This is a genomic window from Pseudomonas sp. G5001 (assembly GCF_013385475.1).
Taxonomy (GTDB): Bacteria; Pseudomonadota; Gammaproteobacteria; order Pseudomonadales; family Pseudomonadaceae; genus Aquipseudomonas.
This window is the reverse complement of sequence record NZ_JACAPZ010000010.1, coordinates 25,304-43,404: the sequence shown is the minus strand read 5'-3', so window position 1 is coordinate 43,404 and position 18,101 is coordinate 25,304. Positions and strand designations below refer to the sequence as shown.

Genomic DNA, 18,101 nt, shown 5'->3' with positions numbered 1-18,101 from the left:
TGCCAATGTCCGCCGTTCTCGAAAATGCTGAAAAAACAAAAACTCACAAGCAGTGGTTGGCCGGGCTGATTACCAGTGTGATGTTCCTGATCGTGTGTCTCAGCTGGGGCACTACCTGGCTGGGCATCAAGATCGCTGTGGAAAGCGTGCCACCGCTGACCTCCGCCGGGCTGCGGTTCCTGATCGCGTTTCCGCTGTTCCTGTGTTTCGCCTGGGTGCGCCGCGAGCCGATCCTGTTTCCCCGGGAAAGCCGCTGGTTTTTCGTGTTTGTGACGCTGTCCTACTTCAGCGTTCCGTATTACCTGCTCAACTACGGCGAGATGCATGTTTCGTCCGGCCTTACCGCGCTGCTGTTCAGCTGCATGCCGGTGTTTATCCTGATTTTCTCCGCGCTGTTCCTGCGCGAGCGCATCTACTTTTCCCAGGTGATCGGTATCGCCATCGGTTTCGGCAGCCTGTACATGATCATCAAGAGCCAGGGCCTGCACCTGGACCATGCCGAGTTCTTCGGCGTGCTGGCGATCCTCGCCGCCGCGATCATGCATGCCTTGTGCTACGTGATTACCAAGAAACAAGGCAGTGCCATCAGCGTGATCACCTACAACACCCTGCCCATCGGCATCGCCGGGTTGATGCTGTTTGTCGCCGGGCTGTGGTTTGAAACCCCGACCTTTGAAGACATCACCCTGCGTTCCTGGAGTGCGCTGTTCTACCTCGGGCTGGTGGCCTCGGTGGGCGGCTTTATCGTGTATTTCATGCTGCTCAAGCGCCTGAGCCCGATCATTCTGTCCTTCGTGTTCATCATCTTCCCGGTGTTCGCGGTGATCATCGGGGCCTGGTACGAGGGCGTGCAGATTTCCAGGGACCTGATGATGTATTCGGCGATCCTGCTGGCCGGCTTTGCCATCACCAAGCTGCCCATCGAAAAGCTCCTGGCGAAGAAAAACTGAGATGAAGGTCCTGAGCCCAAGCGCACTGGAGCAGATTTACGCCCACGCCGACCGCAGCTACCCCGAGGAATGCTGCGGCTTTGTTTTCGCCGATGGCAGCGTGTACCTGGGCAGCAACATCCAGAACGAGCTGCACAGCAAGAACCCGGATATGTATTCACGCAGCGCCGCCAACGGCTACACCTTCTCGGTGGCCGACACGCTGATGATGAACAAGGCGTTTCGCAGTGATAACCCGGTGGTGGTGATCTACCACTCCCACCCTGACGTCGGCGCGTATTTCAGCGACGAAGACCAGGACAAGGCCCTTTTCATGGGCGAGCCGATCTACCCCGTAAGCTACCTGGTGGTGGATGTTCGCCAGGGCAAGACCCAAGGTTCCAAGCTGTTTGCCTGGGATGGCAAACGTTTCGCCCAAAACCCCTTCAACGACCTGCAAACGGAGTTGTGCATGAACGCTGTCTCTTTCCCCGACATCCTGGTCCGCGTGGCCAAGCTGCCAGCATCGACCCTCGAGGGTGCCGGATCGACATTGCGCGAAGTCATTGAAAACCTGTGCGATAACCATCCGAATTTACGTGCGCACCTGTTTCACGAAAATAACAACCAGATCAAGGAGCACTTCCTCTTTATCGCCGAAGAAGAACTGATCAACGCCGATGACAGGTTACCGGAAGAAGCCAAAATCGAAGTACTGCTGGCCACCTCCGGCGGCATGGACGTCGACCAACTGAGCAACGAAGAAGTGCAGCGCTACGTGCGCCACATCACCCTGCCCGGCGTCGGCCGCGAAGGCCAGTTGAACCTGAAGAAAGCCCGCGTGCTGATCATCGGCACCGGCGGCCTCGGTTCGCCCATCAGCCTGTACCTGGCGGCAGCCGGCATCGGCACCCTGGGGCTGGTGGATTTCGACGTGGTGGAAAGCAGCAACCTGCAACGCCAGATCGTCCACGGCAACAGCACCTTGGGCCTGCCCAAGGTCGAGTCCGCCAAGCAGCGCTTGCAGGACCTGAACAGCCACATCCAGATCAACACCTACGACACCGCCTTCAACACCGACAACGCCCTGGAACTGGTGGGCGCCTATGACCTGGTGATCGACGGCACCGACAATTTCGAAACCCGCTACCTGGTCAACGACGCTTGCGTGCAGTTGGGCAAGCCGTTGGTGTACGGCGCCATCTACCGCTTCGACGGGCAGATCAGCGTGCTCAACTATAAAGGCGGGCCGTGCTATCGCTGCCTGTTTCCCCAGGCACCACCGGCGGAACTGGCGCCCAACTGCAGCGCCGGCGGGGTCATCGGCGTATTACCCGGGGTGGTCGGGATGATCCAGGCCACCGAGGCGATCAAGCTGCTGATCGGCATTGGCGAACCACTCTCGGGCCGGCTGATGCGCTTTGATGCGCTGGCGATGAAGTTCAGCGAGATCCGCTTCAAGCGCCGCGCCGACTGCCCTTGCTGCTCGGAACTGCGACACAGCCAAACCATCGCCCCCGCCGTCTGCGCCGACGCCCTGCCAAGCCAACCTTCCCTGGCCGAAGAACGCTACATCAAGCCGCGGGTGCTCAAGCAACTGCTCGAGCAACACAGCAAGGCCGACGTACTGCTGGATGTGCGGGACGCCAGCGAGCTGGAAGTGTGCAAGTTGCCGGGGGTGGTGCACATCCCGCTGGCCGAGCTCGACGGGCAACTCGCCAACCTCAGCCGCGACAACACGCACTACCTCATCTGCTACGCCGGGACCCGCGCGGAGCAAGCCGCCAGCACCTTGCTGGCCGCCGGATTCGCCAACACCAAAGTACTGCAAGGTGGCATGAAACACTGGGTTCGCGACGTCGAACCCGACATGCCTTTGTACTGATCAGCGGCCATGGGCTCTTACTTGATGTTGCATAACTCGATACTCGACGCCATTGGCCAAACGCCCATCGTGCGCCTGGAACAGTTTTCCGAAGACCTCGGCATCGAGGTCTACGCCAAGCTGGAATCCCTCAACCCCGGCGGCAGCCACAAGGCACGCATCGCCCTGGGCATGATCCTCGACGCCGAGCGCCGGGGCATTCTGATTCGTGGCTCAGGGCAAACCATCATTGAGCCCAGCGGCGGCAACACCGGCATCGGCCTGGTGATGGCCGGTAACGTGCTGGGCTACAAGGTGGTGCTGGTGATCCCCGACAACTACAGCCCCGAGAAGCAGAAACTGCTGCGCCTGTACGGCGCCAGGGTGGTGCTGTCGGACAGCCGCCTGGGCAACAATTCCCACGGCGAAAAGTGCATGGAGCTGCAGCTGGAAAACCCCAGCTACGTGATGCTCAACCAGCAGCGCAACGGCGCCAACCCGCAGACCCACCGTGACACCACCGCCCGGGAAATCATCCGCGCCTTCGGCGAGCTGCGTGTGGACTACTTCGTCAGCGGCATCGGCACCGGGGGCCATATCACCGGCATCGGCGAAACCCTCAAGAGCACCTGGCCGGCGATCCGCGTGATGGGGGTGGAGCCGGAAGAGTGCGACCTGCTCAGCGACCGCCATGCGCCGCACCATATCCAGGGCCTGTCGATCGGCTTGATCCCGAGCATTCTCAACGTCGCGATCATTGACGGGATGCTCAAGGTGTCGCGCCAGGAATGCCTCGACATGATCAAACGCATCATGCGCACCGACGCCATCAGCCTCGGGCTGTCGTCGGCCGCCAACATGGTAGCCATCGCCAAGCTGGCGCCGGAGCTGCCCACCGACACCGTCGTGCTGACCATGGTCTACGACAGTGCCGACAGCTATCTGCCCTGTTTTGAATAACAACTATTGCGGGGGTGCCTCCATGGGGGGCTTTATCGACATGCAACAACTGCACGATGAGTTGCTCACCCACCTCATCACCACGCTCACGCCTGCGCAGTTGAAGCAGCTGGAGGCGCATCTCGCGCCGCTGATCCAGGCGGCGGCCCAGGCGGTGGCCGAAGACCTGATCGCCTATGCCTGGCGCGACCCGGCGTCCCGTGGGCGCGGAGAGCTGATCCTGGAGTCCTACGCCTCGTTCAAGGCCGTGCTGTATTACCGCCTGGCCCACCTGGTGTGGAATTTCCCGGACAAGAACAACGGCGTGTTTTCCGCCATCGCCCTGAAGCTGAGCAACCAGGGCAAGATCCTGTCCGGCGCCGAAATTCACCCTGCGGCGCGGATCGGCCGGCGCTTTGTGCTGGACCACGGTTACGGCACGGTCATCGGTGAAACCTGCGAGATCGGCAACGACTGCTACATCCTCTGCGGCGTGACCCTCGGCGCCCGGGGCATCGCCAACAACCCGGACGGCAAGCGCCACCCGCGGCTGGGCAACAACGTGGAAGTCGGCTCCGGCGCACGGGTGCTCGGTTACGTGCTGATCGGCGACAACGTGTTCATCAGCCCGTCCTGCGTGATCACCCAGGACGTGCCGGCCGGCACCAAGGTCAAGGTGGTCAACCAGATCCAGTTGCAGAAAAACGATGAGTCGGACCACAGCAATTACCTCGGCGCGTTTGCCCTCGACGAACGCCTGCACGTGGTGGGCGAAGTCAACGCCAGCCACAAGGTGACGGTATTGGACGCTGACTTTCATCCCCTGCCCGGCCTGCTGCTGGAGCCGACAGTCAAGGAACGTCATCACCTGCAATTCCGCCTGCGGCACATCGAAACCAACGCCTACCCGCCGCGCCTGCCGCTGAACCTGAAAGTGACCGGGCCCGAATTTGAAATCACCCTGCTATCTCCTCCTGGCTTGAGCGCGATGGTTCGTCGCCTGCTGCAAGCCAGCCCACTGATCGTCGGAGGTTGAACATGTCCGTGCACACCATGGAAACCCTCGCGCTGTTCGACAGCGCGCCTTACCAGAATGCCTTCAGTGCGCGGGTGATTGCCGTCAGCGAACAGGGAATCGCCCTGGAGCACACGCTGTTCTACCCCACCGGCGGCGGCCAACCGGGGGACACCGGCCATTTCATCCTGCCCGACGGCAGCCGCGTCGACATCACCGGCACCGTGCGTGACCCGGTGCTGCGCTCGATCATCTGGCACCAGGTAGAACACTGCCCCGAGCAACTGGCCGCCGGGATGCAGGTAGACGCCAGCCTGGACTGGGAACGTCGCTACCAGCACATGAAAATGCACACCTGCCTGCACCTCCTGTGCTCGATCATCGACGCTCCGGTGACCGGTTGCAGTATCGGCGCCGACAAGGGCCGCCTGGATTTCGACCTGCCGGAAATGACCCTCGACAAAGAGACCATCACCCGTGACCTCAATGCCTTGATCGAACAGGCTCATGGGGTGAAAACCCTGTCCATGCCCGCCTCGGAGTATTCAACCCTGCTGCAGATCACTCGCACCCAGGCGGTGGCGCCACCGGTCATCCAGGGGGCAGTACGGGTGATTGAAATCGCCGGGATCGATATCCAGCCCTGCGGCGGCACCCATGTGACCAATACCGAAGAAATCGGCCGGGTGTTCTGCGAAAAAATCGAGAAGAAGAGCAAACACAATCGCAGGGTGATCCTGCGGTTTGAATAACCGCCGAGCGACGACCGGGGCGCCGACGCCCTAGTCGCCGTTCGTACAGGAAACTGACAGCAAATTTATGCGCTTGTAACATTCAGAAACGTACAATCCCGCCAGCAACGCCTCGTTGCCCCTGACTCGCGAAAACAGCGCCCGCCCTTCTCGGTGGGTCATTCGTGCAGCAGCTAAGCTCACTCCCATCACGCCCCTGAACCTGAACGCTGCAGGAATGACTGCCTATGAAAAGAGTGTTCCGTCACTACATCCCTGCATCCACATTGCGCTTGCTACCCAACCGCTGGGATTTGGTCGCCCTGCCCCTGGTGATCGGCTTTTTACTGTTTTTCTCCATCACTGCACGGGAAACCTGGGCGCCCATCGCCACCCTGCAGAGTGAAGTGATCTCGCTGGACCCGGCCAACCTGCCGGAATACGCGATGCGCACCACGATGCGCATGCTGGCGGCGATGGTTGCAGCGCTGGTGTTCACCCTGTTGTACGGCACCCTGGCCGCCAAAAGCCGGCGCGCCGAGAAACTGCTGGTGCCCGTGCTCGACATCCTGCAATCAGTACCAGTGCTGGGTTACATCTCGTTCACAGTGACGTTCTTCCTGCTGCTGTTCCCCGGGCGTGTGCTCGGCGCGGAGTTCGCGGCCATCTTTGCGATTTTCACCAGCCAGGCCTGGAACATGACGTTCAGCTTCTACCAGTCGCTGCGCATGCTGCCCCATGACCTGGTGGAAGTGTCGACCAACCTGCGACTTTCCGGTTGGCAGCGGTTCTGGAAGCTCGACGTGCCCTTCGCCATGCCCGGGCTGGTGTGGAACATGATGATGAGCATGTCCGGCGGCTGGTTTTTCGTGGTCGCCTCCGAGGCCATTACCGTCGGCGACAAGACCATCACCTTGCCGGGCGTGGGCTCATACCTGGCCCTGGCGATTGCCCAGAAAGACCTGCACGCCGTGGGCTACGTGATCCTGGCGATGATTGTGGTCATCCTGATGTACGACCAGTTCCTGTTCCGCCCACTGGTGGCCTGGGCCGACAAGTTCCGCATGGAAACCACCGCCTCCCAGGGTGCCGCGCCGCAATCCTGGCTGCTGAACCTGATCCAGCGCACGCGCATCGTCCAGCGCGTCCTGCGGCCTGTCACCCGCGCCATCAGCCGCATTGGCAACAAGCGCTTCAGCCTGGCGGGCGGTGCACTCAAGGCGCTGCCGGCAGAAACCCCGAAAGCGTCAAAAGTGATCGACTGGGTATGGGGCGCACTCATCGCGCTGCTGGCCGCTTATGCGCTGTACCACATCGTGCAGTACGTCGGCACCGAAGTGACCCTGGCCGAAGTCGGCCACGTATTTGTGCTGGGCTTCATCACGCTGCTGCGTGTGGCTGGCCTGATCCTGATCGCCTCGCTGATCTGGGTGCCGCTGGGCGTGATGATCGGCTTGCGCCCGGCCCTGGCGGAAAAGATCCAGCCGCTGGCGCAGTTCCTCGCGGCCTTCCCGGCGAACCTGCTGTTCCCGGTGTTCGTCATCGTGATCCTGCACTACAACCTCAACCCGGATATCTGGCTGAGCCCGCTGATTGTGCTGGGCACCCAGTGGTACATCCTGTTCAACGTGATCGCCGGAGCCAGCGCGTTCCCGAATGACTTCAAGGAAGCCGCCGCCAACTTCCGCATTCGCGGCTGGTTGTGGTGGCGCAAGGTGATGCTGCCGGGGATTTTCCCGTACTACGTCACCGGCGCGATTACCGCCTCGGGGGGTGCCTGGAACGCCAGTATCGTGTCCGAGTACGTGTCCTGGGGCCACGACAACGTGGTCGCCCACGGGCTGGGCGCCTACATCGCACAAACCACTGCGGCCGGCGACTTCCCGAAGATCGCCCTGGGCGTGGTGGTGATGTCGATCTTCGTGGTGGCGTTCAACCGCGCTGTGTGGCGGCCGATGTACGCCATGGCTGAAAACAAACTTCGTCTGAATTGATGGGACTCGCTGTGATGACTACCTATACCGAGCATGCCGCCGACACTCCGGAAATCTACTCGTTGAAAAACGTGAACCGGGTGTTCGGCAAAGGTAAAGACGAGCTGCAAGTCCTCAGCGGCGTGAACTTGAGCCTGCACGAAGGCGAGATTGTCGGCATGCTCGGCCGGTCCGGCTCGGGCAAGTCGACCTTGCTGCGCATCATCGCCGGGCTGATTCAGCCGTCGTCGGGCGAAGTACGCTACAACGGCGCGCCACTCACCGGCCCGGCCGAAGGCGTGGCCATGGTGTTCCAGACCTTCGCACTGTTCCCGTGGCTGACCGTGCTGGAAAACGTCGAGGCCGGCCTGCAAGCCTTGCAGGTCGAGCGCAAGGAGTCCCGCAGGCGCGCCCTGGCGGCCATCGACCTGATCGGCCTGGACGGCTTTGAAAACGCCTACCCGCGCGAACTGTCCGGCGGCATGCGCCAACGCGTGGGTTTCGCCCGTGGGCTGGTGGTGAACCCGACCCTGCTGCTGATGGACGAACCGTTCTCGGCGCTGGACGTGCTCACCGCTGAAACCCTGCGCACCGACTTGCTGGATCTGTGGAGCGGCAAGCAACTGCCGATCAAATCGATCCTGATCGTGACCCACAACATCGAAGAAGCGGTGCTGATGTGCGACCGCATCCTGGTGCTGTCGTCCAACCCTGGCCGGGTGGTGGCCGAGATAAAGGTGCCGTTTGCCCACCCGCGCAACCGCCTGGACCCGACCTTCCGGCAAATGGTCGACGACATCTATGCCCTGATGACCGACCGCCGCAGCGCTGACGCCAGCAGAGGTTTGCCTGAGCTGAAAATGGGCAGCCTGTTGCCGGAAGTCTCCACCAACCTGATGGCCGGCCTGATCGAAACCCTGGCCGCCGAGCCCTACAACGGCCACGCCGGCCTGCCGACCGTGGCCGAACGGCGTTTGCTGGAAGTCGACGATCTGTTCCCGGTGGCGGAGATGCTTGAGCATTTGGGCTTCGCCGAACTCAAGGGTGCCGATATCACCCTGACCGATGCCGGCAAACTGTTCGCCGACTACGGCACCCAGGAGCGTAAAACCCTGTTCGCCGAACACTTGATCCGCCACGTGCCATTGGCCGCGCGCATTCACCAGGTGTTGCTTGAGCGCAGCGGCCACCGGGCGCCACGGGTGCGCTTCGAGCAGGAACTGGAAGACTCGATGACGGAAGCCTTTGTGGAGAAAACCCTGGAAAGCGTGGTGGCCTGGGGGCGGTATGCGGAGATCTTCTCCTATGACGACCATACCGAGACGTTCAGCCTGGATGATGTGGAAGGCAGCATGTAGGTTTAATGTGGGAGCGGGCTTGCTCGCGAATGCGGTGGATCAGCCATATATGTATTGGCTGACACTCCGCATTCGCGAGCAAGCCCGCTCCCACATTTGACCAGTGGTGTTCTTCAGATGACGAACAGGTCCACAAACCGGTTTACCGCAGTGGCCTCAAGCCGTGCCTGATCCTTGCACAGCGCAAAAATCTCGGCACTGCGCTGCGCGGTAAACCGGGTCGCCAGATTGGCCTTGAACTTGTCTTCCAGCAACGGAATGCCATCCACCCGACGGCGACGGTGGCCAATCGGGTATTCCACGGCCACCTGTTCGGTGCTGGAACCATCCTTGAAGAACACCTGCACCGCATTGGCGATGGAGCGCTTGTCGGCCTCCAGGTATTCGCGGCTGTAGCGCGGCTCCTCGACGATGACCATCTTTTCGCGCAGCTCATCGATGATCGGATGGGCCGCGTGGAATTCATCTTCGTATTGCTCGGCCACCAGGTTGCCAAACGCCAGCGGTACGGCGGTCATGTACTGCAGGCAATGATCGCGGTCCGCCGCGTTGGCCAACTGCCCGACCTTGGAGATGATCCGGATCGCCGATTCGTGGGTGGTGATCACAATCCTGTCGATCTCATGCAGGCGGTGCTTCACCTGTGGGTGCAGGGTGACTGCTGCCTCGCAGGCGGTTTGTGCGTGGAACTCGGCGGGGAAGCTGATCTTGAACAGTACGTTCTCCATCACATACGTGCCGTAGGGCTGCGACAGGCTGAAGGCGCGCTTGTCTTCGGGCTTGAGCGCCAGGTCCTTGTTGGTGTGGCTGAACAGCACGTCATAGAAGCCCCACTGCGGCGCGCTCAACACACCGGGAATGCCCATCTCGCCGCGCATGGCGATATCCGCCAGGCGCACCCCGCGACTCGACGCATCCCCCGCCGCCCACGACTTGCGCGAACCGGCGTTCGGCGCATGACGATAAGTACGCAATGCCTGGCCATCGACAAACGCCTGGGACAGGGCCGACAGCAGTTGCTCACGGTTGGCGCCCATCAGCTTGGCGGTGACGGCGGTGGAGGCGACTTTCACCAGCAGCACGTGGTCAAGGCCGACACGGTTGAAGGAGTTTTCCAGGGCAATCACACCCTGGATTTCGTGGGCCATGATCATCGCCTCCAGCACGGCCCGCACGGTCAGCGGTGCGTCGCCGTTGGCCAGGCGTTTTTGCGAGAGATGGTCGGCGACCGCGAGGATGCCACCGAGGTTATCGGAAGGGTGACCCCATTCGGCAGCAAGCCAGGTGTCGTTGTAGTCGAGCCAGCGCACGATGCAGCCGATGTCCCATGCGGCCTTGACCGGATCCAGGCGGAACGAGGTGCCCGGCACCCGTGCGCCGAACGGCACCACCGTGCCTTCGACGATCGGCCCCAGGTGCTTGGTGCACTCCGGGAAACGCAGGGCCAGCAGGCCGCAACCGAGGGTGTCCATCAGGCAGTTGCGGGCGGTGTCGAGGGCATCGCGGGATTCGATCCTGAAATTCAGTACGTAGTCGGCGATGTCCTGCAGGACCTGGTCGTAGTCGGGGCGGTTGTTCTGGTCGACGTTGGCGCTCATGGCAGTACTCCAAAGTGGGTTAGGTGTGGTCCATCCTCAGGGTCAGGGTGTTCGTTCCCACGCTCTGCGTGGGAATGATCGGTTAGAAAGAGTCGCCGGGGACGCGTACGAACCCTTCCATCAACACTCGCGCACTGCGGCTCATGATGGCTTTTTTCACGACCCATTCACCGTCGATCTGGCTGGCCTCGGCGCCTACGCGCAACGTCCCGGAGGGATGCCCGAACCGCACCGCATTGCGCTCCACGCCGCCCGCTGCCAAATTCACCAGCGTGCCGGAAATCGCCGCCGCCGTGCCAATCGCCACCGCCGCCGTGCCCATCATCGCGTGGTGCAACTTGCCCATGGACAGCGCCCGCACCAGCAGGTCGACATCACCCGCCTTGATCGCCTTGCCGCTGGACGCCACGTAGTCCGCAGGCCGCGCCACAAACGCCACCTTCGGCGTGTGCTGACGCTGGGCCGCCTCGTCCAGGTGTTTGATCAAGCCCATGCGCAGCGCACCATGGGCGCGGATGGTTTCAAACATCGCCAGGGCCTTGGGGTCGCCATTGATCGCGCCCTGCAACTCGGTGCCGGTGTAGCCCAGGTCCTGGGCGTTGATGAAGATGGTGGGAATCCCGGCATTGATCAGCGTCGCCTTGAACGTGCCGACACCCGGCACTTCCAGATCATCCACCAGGTTGCCGGTAGGGAACATCGAGCCACCGCCGCCCTCTTCTTCCGCCGCTGGGTCCATGAATTCCAGCTGCACCTCGGCGGCCGGGAAGGTCACGCCGTCGAGTTCGAAGTCGCCGGTTTCCTGCACCGCACCGTCGGTGATCGGTACGTGAGCGATGATGGTCTTGGCGATATTCGCCTGCCACACCCGCACCACGGCCACGCCGTTGTGCGGAATGCGCGCGGCATCTACCAGGCCGGCGCTGATGGCGAACGAACCCACCGCCGCCGACAGGTTGCCGCAGTTGCCGCTCCAGTCCACGAACGGTTTGTCGATGGACACCTGGCCGAACAGGTAATCCACGTCGTGATCGGCGCGGGTACTTTTGGCCAGGATCACGGTTTTGCTGGTGCTGGAAGTCGCGCCGCCCATGCCGTCGATTTGCTTGTCATACGGGTCGGGGCTGCCGATCACCCGCAACAACAACGCATCCCGCGCCGCGCCCGGCACCTGGGCCGACTCGGGCAAATCCTTGAGGCTGAAAAACACGCCTTTACTGGTGCCGCCACGCATGTAGGTGGCGGGAATCTTGATCTGCGGTACGTGTGCCATGGTGGTCCTCATGGGCCGGGGCGTTGACCCCGGCCGCAGTTATCAGGCAGTTACAGCCGATTCCAGGAAGTCTTGGGCAAAACGTTGCAACACGCCGCCCGCCTCGTAGATCGACACTTCTTCAGCCGTGTCCAGCCGGCAGGTCACCGGCACCTCGACACGCTCGCCGTTCTTGCGGTTGATCAGCAACGTCAGTTGCGCACGCGGGGTGCGTTCGCCGATCACGTCGTAGGTTTCCGTGCCGTCGATCTTCAGGGTCTTGCGGTCGGTGCCCGGCAGGAACTCCAGCGGCAGCACGCCCATGCCCACCAGGTTGGTGCGGTGGATGCGCTCGAAACCTTCGGCGGCAATCGCCTCAACACCGGCCAGGCGTACGCCCTTGGCCGCCCAGTCCCGGGACGAACCCTGGCCGTAGTCGGCGCCGGCAATGATGATCAGCGGCTGCTTGCGCTCCATGTAGGTTTCGATGGCTTCCCACATGCGCGTGACCTTGCCTTCCGGCTCCAGGCGCGCCAGCGAACCCTGCTTGACCTTACCGTCTTCAACCACCATTTCATTGAACAGTTTCGGGTTGGCGAAGGTGGCGCGCTGCGCGGTCAAGTGGTCGCCACGATGGGTCGCGTAAGAGTTGAAGTCGACTTCCGGCAGGCCCATTTTCGCCAGGTATTCGCCCGCGGCGCTGTCGAGCATGATCGCGTTGGACGGCGACAGGTGATCGGTGGTGATGTTGTCCGGCAGCACCGCCAGCGGGCGCATGCCCTTGAGCGGACGTGCACCGGCCAGGGCACCTTCCCAGTACGGCGGGCGACGGATGTAGGTGCTCTGCGGGCGCCAGTCGTACAGCGGCGTGACCTTCGGGCCGGTGTCTTCGTGGATCGCGAACATCGGGATGTACACCTGGCGAAACTGCTCCGGCTTGACCGACGCCTTGACCACCGCGTCGATTTCTTCGTCGCTTGGCCAGATGTCCTTGAGGCGGATTTCCTTGCCATTGGCGTCCAGGCCCAGCACGTCTTTTTCGATGTCGAAACGGATGGTGCCGGCAATCGCATAGGCCACCACCAGCGGCGGCGACGCGAGGAACGCTTGCTTGGCGTACGGGTGGATACGGCCGTCGAAGTTGCGGTTACCCGAAAGCACGGCGGTGGCGTACAGGTCGCGGTCGATGATCTCTTGCTGGATCACCGGGTCGAGTGCGCCGGACATGCCGTTGCAGGTGGTGCAGGCGAACGCCACCACGCCGAAACCCAACTGCTCCAGCTCGGTGGTCAGCCCGGCTTCGTCGAGGTACATCGCGACGGTTTTCGAACCCGGTGCCAGGGACGACTTGACCCACGGCTTGCGGGCCAGGCCGAGCTTGTTGGCATTGCGTGCCAGCAGGCCGGCGGCAATCACGTTGCGCGGGTTGCTGGTGTTGGTGCAACTGGTGATGGCGGCGATGATCACCGCGCCGTCGGGCATTTGCCCCGGCACGTCATCCCACTGGCCGGAGATGCCCTTGGCCGCCAGGTCGCTGGTGGCGACGCGGGCGTGGGGGTTGCTCGGGCCGGCCATGTTGCGCACCACCGAGGACAAATCGAAGCTCAGGCCACGCTCGTATTGCGCGCCCTTGAGGTCGTCCGCCCACAGGCCGGTGTGGCGAGCATATTGCTCCACCAGGGTGACTTGTTCGTCGTCACGGCCGGTGAGCTTGAGGTAGGCGATGGTCTGCTGGTCGATATAGAACATCGCCGCCGTGGCGCCGTATTCCGGGGCCATGTTGGAGATGGTGGCGCGGTCGCCCAGGGTCAGCGCGGAGGCGCCTTCACCGAAGAACTCCAGCCACGCACCGACGACCTTCTGCTTGCGCAGGAACTCGGTCAGCGCCAGCACCATGTCGGTGGCGGTGATGCCCGGTTGCAGCTTGCCCGTCAGCTCCACGCCAACACTTTCCGGCAGGCGCATCCACGAGGCGCGGCCGAGCATCACGCTCTCTGCTTCAAGGCCACCAACGCCGATGGCGATCACGCCCAAGGCATCAACGTGAGGCGTGTGGCTGTCGGTGCCGACGCAGGTATCCGGGAAGGCCACGCCGTCACGTACCTGGATCACCGGAGACATTTTCTCCAGGTTGATCTGGTGCATGATGCCGTTGCCCGGCGGGATCACGTCGACGTTCTTGAAGGCCTTTTTGGTCCATTCGATAAAGTGGAAACGGTCTTCGTTGCGACGGTCTTCGATGGCGCGGTTTTTCTCGAACGCCTGCGGGTCAGAACCACCGGCTTCGACGGCCAGGGAATGGTCGACGATCAGTTGGGTCGGCACCACCGGGTTGACCTGGGCCGGGTCACCGCCTTGCAGGGCGATGGCGTCGCGCAGGCCGGCAAGGTCCACCAGGGCGGTCTGGCCGAGGATGTCGTGGCACACCACGCGGGCCGGGAACCACGGGAAGTCGAGGTCGCGTTTGCGCTCGATCAGTTGGCTCAAGGAGGCATTGAGGGTTGCGGGGTCACAGCGACGCACCAGGTTTTCCGCGAGCACGCGGGAGGTGTACGGCAGTGTGGCGTAGGCGCCGGGGGTGATTGCATCGACTGCCGCGCGGGCGTCAAAGAAATCGAGGCGGCTGCCGGGGAGCGGTTTGCGGTGTTCAGTGTTCATCGTCAGGACTCGGTCACGGTAGTTGCAAAAGGAAGAACCGGTGCTGATCCAAGGTGGAATGCGATCAAAATGTGGGAGCGGGCTTGCTCGCGAAAGCGGTGTGTTATGCAACACACATGGCGACTGTCGCACCGCCTTCGCGAGCAAGCCCGCTCCCACCTTTTTGATCCGTTTTCACCCCAAGATCAGCGGTTTCTCCACTCAGCGACGTTCGATTGGCACGAACTTGCGCTGCTCAACGCCGATGTACTCGGCGCTCGGACGGATGATGCGGTTGTTGGCTCGCTGCTCGAACACGTGAGCTGCCCATCCTGTCAGCCGCGAGCAGACGAAAATCGGGGTGAACAGCTTCGTCGGGATGCCCATGAAGTGGTACGCCGAGGCATGGTAGAAGTCGGCGTTGGGGAACAGTTTCTTCTGCTCCCACATGGTCTTGTCGATGGCTTCAGAAACCGGGAACAGCACGGTGTCGCCCACTTCGTCCGCGAGTTTTTTCGACCAGGCCTTGATCACCTCGTTTCGCGGGTCGCTGTCTTTATAGATCGCGTGGCCAAAGCCCATGATCTTGTCCTTGCGCGCCAGCATGCCGAGGGTGCCTTCCACCGCTTCCTGGGCGGAAGAGAAACGCTCGATCATCTCCATCGCCGCTTCATTGGCGCCGCCGTGCAGCGGGCCACGCAGGGAGCCGATGGCGGCAGTCACGCAGGAATACAGGTCCGACAGGGTCGACGCACACACGCGGGCGGTGAAGGTCGAGGCGTTGAATTCGTGCTCGGCGTAGAGAATCAGCGACACGTTCATCACCTTGACGTGCAAGTCGCTGGGCTTCTTGTCGTGCAGCAGGTGCAGGAAGTGCCCGCCGATGCTCGGCTCGTCGGTCACGCAGTTGATGCGCTGGCCGTCGTGGCTGAAGCGGTACCAGTAGCACATGATCGCCGGGAACGCGGCCAGCAGGCGGTCGGTCACGTCGCGCTGCACGCTGAAGTCTTTCTCCGGCTCGATGTTGCCCAGGAACGAGCAACCGGTGCGCATCACGTCCATCGGGTGCGCGTCGGCGGGGATGCGTTCCAGCACTTCTTTCAGCGCCTGGGGCAGGTCGCGCAGTTTGCCGAGCTTGGCGGTGTAGGCGGCCAGTTCGGATTTGGTCGGCAGTTCGCCGTAGAGCAGCAGGTAGGCGACTTCTTCAAACTGGGCATCGGCGGCGAGTTCGCGCACGTCGTAGCCGCGATAGGTCAAGCCGGCACCGGCCTGGCCCACGGTGGACAGTGCGGTTTGCCCGGCAACCTGGCCACGCAGGCCAGCTCCACTGAGTACTTTTGCTTCGGCCATGGTTATCTCCAATCTTGTAGTTATTAGTGAGGCGCTCGCGTTACTTCTTGGCGGCGAACAGCGCGTCGAGCTTCTGCTCGAAGGTGTGGTAGTCGATGCGATCATAAAGCTCCATGCGGGTTTGCATGGTGTCGATCACGTTCTGCTGGGTGCCGTCGCGACGGATCGCGGTGTAGACGTTCTCGGCCGCCTTGTTCATGGCGCGGAAGGCCGAGAGCGGGTACAGGACGATGGAAACATCCGCAGATTTCAGTTGATCGACGGTATAGAGAGGTGTCGCACCGAATTCGGTGATGTTGGCCAGGATCGGCGCTTTCACCCGGGAGGCGAACAGCTTGTACATCTCAAGCTCAGTGATGGCTTCCGGGAACACCATGTCGGCACCGGCCTCGATGCAGGCGGCGGCACGTTCCAGGGCGGATTCCAAACCTTCCACGGCCAGTGCGTCGGTGCGGGCCATGATCACGAAACTGTCATCGGTACGCGCATCCACCGCAGCCTTGATGCGGTCGACCATTTCCTGCTGGGACACGATTTCTTTGTTCGGGCGATGGCCGCAACGCTTGGCGCCCACCTGGTCTTCGATATGGATCGCCGCCGCGCCGAACTTGATCATCGACTTGACGGTGCGCGCCACGTTGAACGCGGAGGAGCCGAAACCGGTGTCCACGTCCACCAGCAGTGGCAGGTCGCACACGTCGGTGATGCGGCGCACGTCCGTCAGCACGTCATCCAGGCCGGTGATGCCCAGGTCCGGCACACCGAGGGAGCCGGCAGCCACCCCGCCACCCGACAGGTAGATCGCCTTGAAGCCGGCGCGCTTGGCCAGCAGCGCATGGTTGGCGTTGATCGCGCCGACTACCTGCAACGGGTGCTCGCTGGCAACCGCGTCACGGAAACGCTGGCCTGGAGTGGTGTTGTTATTGGAACTCATGACTCACCTCGTGATTGGGGAGCGCCGTCCGGGAAGTGACGGGCAATGTTGCGTTTGGAGGCGCCGATATGCCGGCGCATCAACAACTCGGCCAGTTCACCGTCGCGATCGGCAATCGCGTCAAGAATGCGGTGATGCTCGGCAAAGGCCTGGCGTGGACGATTGGGGGTGGCGGAGAACTGGATGCGGTACATGCGCACCAACTGATACAGCTCGCCGCACAACATTTGGGTCAGGGTGCGATTACCGGCGCCTTGAATTATCCGGTAATGAAAATCGAAGTCGCCTTCCTGCTGGTAGTAGCCGACACCGGCCTGGAAGGCCGCATCGCGCTCGTGGGTGTGCAACACCTGGCGCAGCTCTTCGATCTCGGCGTCGGTCATGCGCTCGGCGGCCAGGCGGCAGGCCATGCCTTCCAGGGATTCGCGGATTTCGTAGAGTTCGATCAGTTCTTCATGGCTCAACGAGACCACTCGCGCGCCCACATGGGGGATGCGCACCAGCAGGCGCTGGCCTTCCAGGCGATGAATCGCCTCGCGCAGCGGGCCACGGCTGATGCCATAGGTGCGCGCCAGCTCCGGCTCGGAGATCTTGCTGCCGGGGGCGATTTCGCCCTTGACGATGGCGGCCTGGATACGCCGGAAGACGTTCTCGGACATGGTCTGGGAATCGTCTTGGGCCATCACTGGGGTTTCCAGTTGATCCAGCATATTGTCGACACCTTTAAAAGCAATGCCGCAAAAACTAGCCAATCAGCCCCGGATAGTCAAAGAATAAATACACATTGTCGACAATCGTCTAATAACCCGCCTTGCACTCTATCGGGGCATGGCCGGCTGCCAGCGCTGGCGCCAGAAAACCTTCATGTTAGAATGCCGGCCACTTTTGCCTCACATCCCTGGATGAAAAGGCGCACGAGGGAGCTTGCGCAGCAATGCCAGTCGCCTTGAATTGAACATCGCACTGCACCGCGTCAGGATTTATGAGACTCAAGCCCTTCCCCCTTTTGCTTCTACTGTTTATCCCGGGCCTTGGCGTTGCTGCCGAGAAGACCGTTTATGGACTCAATGAATACGCCAAGTTGGCCGGCATTGACCTGGAAGTGGCCGCCAAGCTCGACACCGGCGCCAAGACCGCGTCCTTGAGCGCCCGCGACATCAAGCGCTTCAAGCGCAACGGCGAGTCCTGGGTGCGCTTCTACCTGGCCATCGACACCGCACACTCCCACCCCATCGAGCGCCCCCTGGCCCGCGTGAGCAAGATCAAGCGCCGCGCCGGTGACTACGACCCCGATGAAGACAAGAACTACACCGCCCGTCCAGTCATCGCCCTGGACATCTGCATGGGCACCGCTTTACGCAGTATCGAAGTGAACTTGACTGACCGCAGCGCCTTCCAATACCCGCTGCTGATCGGCTCCGAAGCGCTGAAACGCTTTGATGCGCTGGTCGACCCCAGTCTTAAATACGCGGCGGGCAAACCTGCCTGCGCCTCCGACGCTCATACCGCTGAGTAATTTGA

14 protein-coding genes are annotated in these 18,101 nt (G+C 62.1%); 8 read left to right on the top strand and 6 right to left on the bottom strand.

The genetic code is table 11. The features are described from left to right. Positions 1-56: 56 nt before the first annotated feature. The 7 genes from HX805_RS10070 to HX805_RS10040 all read left to right on the top strand — a co-directional run bounded on the left by HX805_RS10070 (position 57) and on the right by HX805_RS10040 (position 8,809). The gene (locus tag HX805_RS10070; RefSeq protein ID WP_166742189.1) at positions 57-950 is read left to right on the top strand and encodes a DMT family transporter; all 894 of its coding nucleotides are present in this window, start codon (positions 57-59) and stop codon (positions 948-950) included. Position 951: 1 nt separating this feature from the next. Beyond that, a complete protein-coding gene (gene moeB, locus HX805_RS10065; RefSeq protein ID WP_177023063.1) occupies positions 952-2,814 on the top strand; it encodes a molybdopterin-synthase adenylyltransferase MoeB in 1,863 nt (620 codons plus the stop codon). Between the two features lie 24 nt (positions 2,815-2,838). Next, positions 2,839-3,753 (top strand): PLP-dependent cysteine synthase family protein, encoded by a 915-nt coding sequence (locus tag HX805_RS10060; RefSeq protein ID WP_043225528.1) that lies wholly within the window; start codon positions 2,839-2,841, stop codon positions 3,751-3,753. Positions 3,754-3,775: 22 nt separating this feature from the next. After that, a complete protein-coding gene (locus HX805_RS10055) occupies positions 3,776-4,768 on the top strand; it encodes a serine O-acetyltransferase (protein ID WP_003214992.1) in 993 nt (330 codons plus the stop codon). 2 nt (positions 4,769-4,770) lie between these two features. Next, positions 4,771-5,499 carry an alanyl-tRNA editing protein gene (locus HX805_RS10050; protein ID WP_003214990.1) on the top strand — a complete coding sequence of 243 codons (729 nt, stop codon included), beginning with the start codon at positions 4,771-4,773 and terminating at the stop codon, positions 5,497-5,499. 227 nt (positions 5,500-5,726) lie between these two features. Then, positions 5,727-7,472 (top strand): ABC transporter permease subunit, encoded by a 1,746-nt coding sequence (locus HX805_RS10045; RefSeq protein WP_102368360.1) that lies wholly within the window; start codon positions 5,727-5,729, stop codon positions 7,470-7,472. Positions 7,473-7,486: 14 nt separating this feature from the next. After that, the gene (locus tag HX805_RS10040; RefSeq protein WP_008432668.1) at positions 7,487-8,809 is read left to right on the top strand and encodes an AAA-associated domain-containing protein; all 1,323 of its coding nucleotides are present in this window, start codon (positions 7,487-7,489) and stop codon (positions 8,807-8,809) included. Positions 8,810-8,922: 113 nt separating this feature from the next. Here the strand turns inward: HX805_RS10040 and prpD are convergent, their stop codons facing one another. The 6 genes from prpD to HX805_RS10010 form a co-directional block, all read right to left on the bottom strand. Continuing rightward, a complete protein-coding gene (gene prpD, locus HX805_RS10035; RefSeq protein WP_177116836.1) occupies positions 8,923-10,407 on the bottom strand; it encodes a 2-methylcitrate dehydratase in 1,485 nt (494 codons plus the stop codon). 82 nt (positions 10,408-10,489) lie between these two features. After that, positions 10,490-11,680, bottom strand: coding sequence for a 2-methylaconitate cis-trans isomerase PrpF (prpF, locus tag HX805_RS10030; RefSeq protein ID WP_177051791.1), 1,191 nt, complete (start codon positions 11,678-11,680; stop codon positions 10,490-10,492). Between the two features lie 42 nt (positions 11,681-11,722). Then, positions 11,723-14,317 (bottom strand): Fe/S-dependent 2-methylisocitrate dehydratase AcnD, encoded by a 2,595-nt coding sequence (gene acnD / locus HX805_RS10025; protein WP_177116835.1) that lies wholly within the window; start codon positions 14,315-14,317, stop codon positions 11,723-11,725. Positions 14,318-14,518: 201 nt separating this feature from the next. Beyond that, positions 14,519-15,646 carry a 2-methylcitrate synthase gene (prpC, locus tag HX805_RS10020; RefSeq protein WP_177116834.1) on the bottom strand — a complete coding sequence of 376 codons (1,128 nt, stop codon included), beginning with the start codon at positions 15,644-15,646 and terminating at the stop codon, positions 14,519-14,521. Positions 15,647-15,686: 40 nt separating this feature from the next. Next, entirely contained in the window at positions 15,687-16,580 is an 894-nt protein-coding gene (gene prpB, locus HX805_RS10015; protein ID WP_003214976.1) for a methylisocitrate lyase, read from the bottom strand. Beyond that, entirely contained in the window at positions 16,577-17,290 is a 714-nt protein-coding gene (locus HX805_RS10010) for a GntR family transcriptional regulator (protein ID WP_008432676.1), read from the bottom strand. Before HX805_RS10010 ends, prpB begins: the two co-directional genes overlap by 4 nt. 272 nt (positions 17,291-17,562) lie before the next feature. Here HX805_RS10010 and HX805_RS10005 point away from each other — a divergent pair, with 272 nt between their 5' ends. Further along, positions 17,563-18,096, top strand: a complete 534-nt coding sequence (locus HX805_RS10005; protein ID WP_023659091.1) for an ATP-dependent zinc protease — start codon at positions 17,563-17,565, stop codon at positions 18,094-18,096. Positions 18,097-18,101 lie beyond the last annotated feature (5 nt).

Bases quoted from the DNA above. Each gene is read 5' to 3' on its own strand.
- acnD (WP_177116835.1), bottom strand. From the start codon at position 14,317: ATGAACACTGAACACCGCAAACCGCTCCCCGGCAGCCGCCTCGATTTC.
- prpD (WP_177116836.1), bottom strand. From the start codon at position 10,407: ATGAGCGCCAACGTCGACCAGAACAACCGCCCCGACTACGACCAGGTC.
- HX805_RS10055 (WP_003214992.1), top strand. From the start codon at position 3,776: ATGGGGGGCTTTATCGACATGCAACAACTGCACGATGAGTTGCTCACC.
- prpB (WP_003214976.1), bottom strand. From the start codon at position 16,580: ATGAGTTCCAATAACAACACCACTCCAGGCCAGCGTTTCCGTGACGCG.
- HX805_RS10010 (WP_008432676.1), bottom strand. From the start codon at position 17,290: ATGCTGGATCAACTGGAAACCCCAGTGATGGCCCAAGACGATTCCCAG.
- prpC (WP_177116834.1), bottom strand. From the start codon at position 15,646: ATGGCCGAAGCAAAAGTACTCAGTGGAGCTGGCCTGCGTGGCCAGGTT.
- HX805_RS10040 (WP_008432668.1), top strand. From the start codon at position 7,487: ATGACTACCTATACCGAGCATGCCGCCGACACTCCGGAAATCTACTCG.
- moeB (WP_177023063.1), top strand. From the start codon at position 952: ATGAAGGTCCTGAGCCCAAGCGCACTGGAGCAGATTTACGCCCACGCC.
- HX805_RS10060 (WP_043225528.1), top strand. From the start codon at position 2,839: ATGTTGCATAACTCGATACTCGACGCCATTGGCCAAACGCCCATCGTG.
- HX805_RS10050 (WP_003214990.1), top strand. From the start codon at position 4,771: ATGTCCGTGCACACCATGGAAACCCTCGCGCTGTTCGACAGCGCGCCT.
- prpF (WP_177051791.1), bottom strand. From the start codon at position 11,680: ATGGCACACGTACCGCAGATCAAGATTCCCGCCACCTACATGCGTGGC.
- HX805_RS10045 (WP_102368360.1), top strand. From the start codon at position 5,727: ATGAAAAGAGTGTTCCGTCACTACATCCCTGCATCCACATTGCGCTTG.
- HX805_RS10005 (WP_023659091.1), top strand. From the start codon at position 17,563: ATGAGACTCAAGCCCTTCCCCCTTTTGCTTCTACTGTTTATCCCGGGC.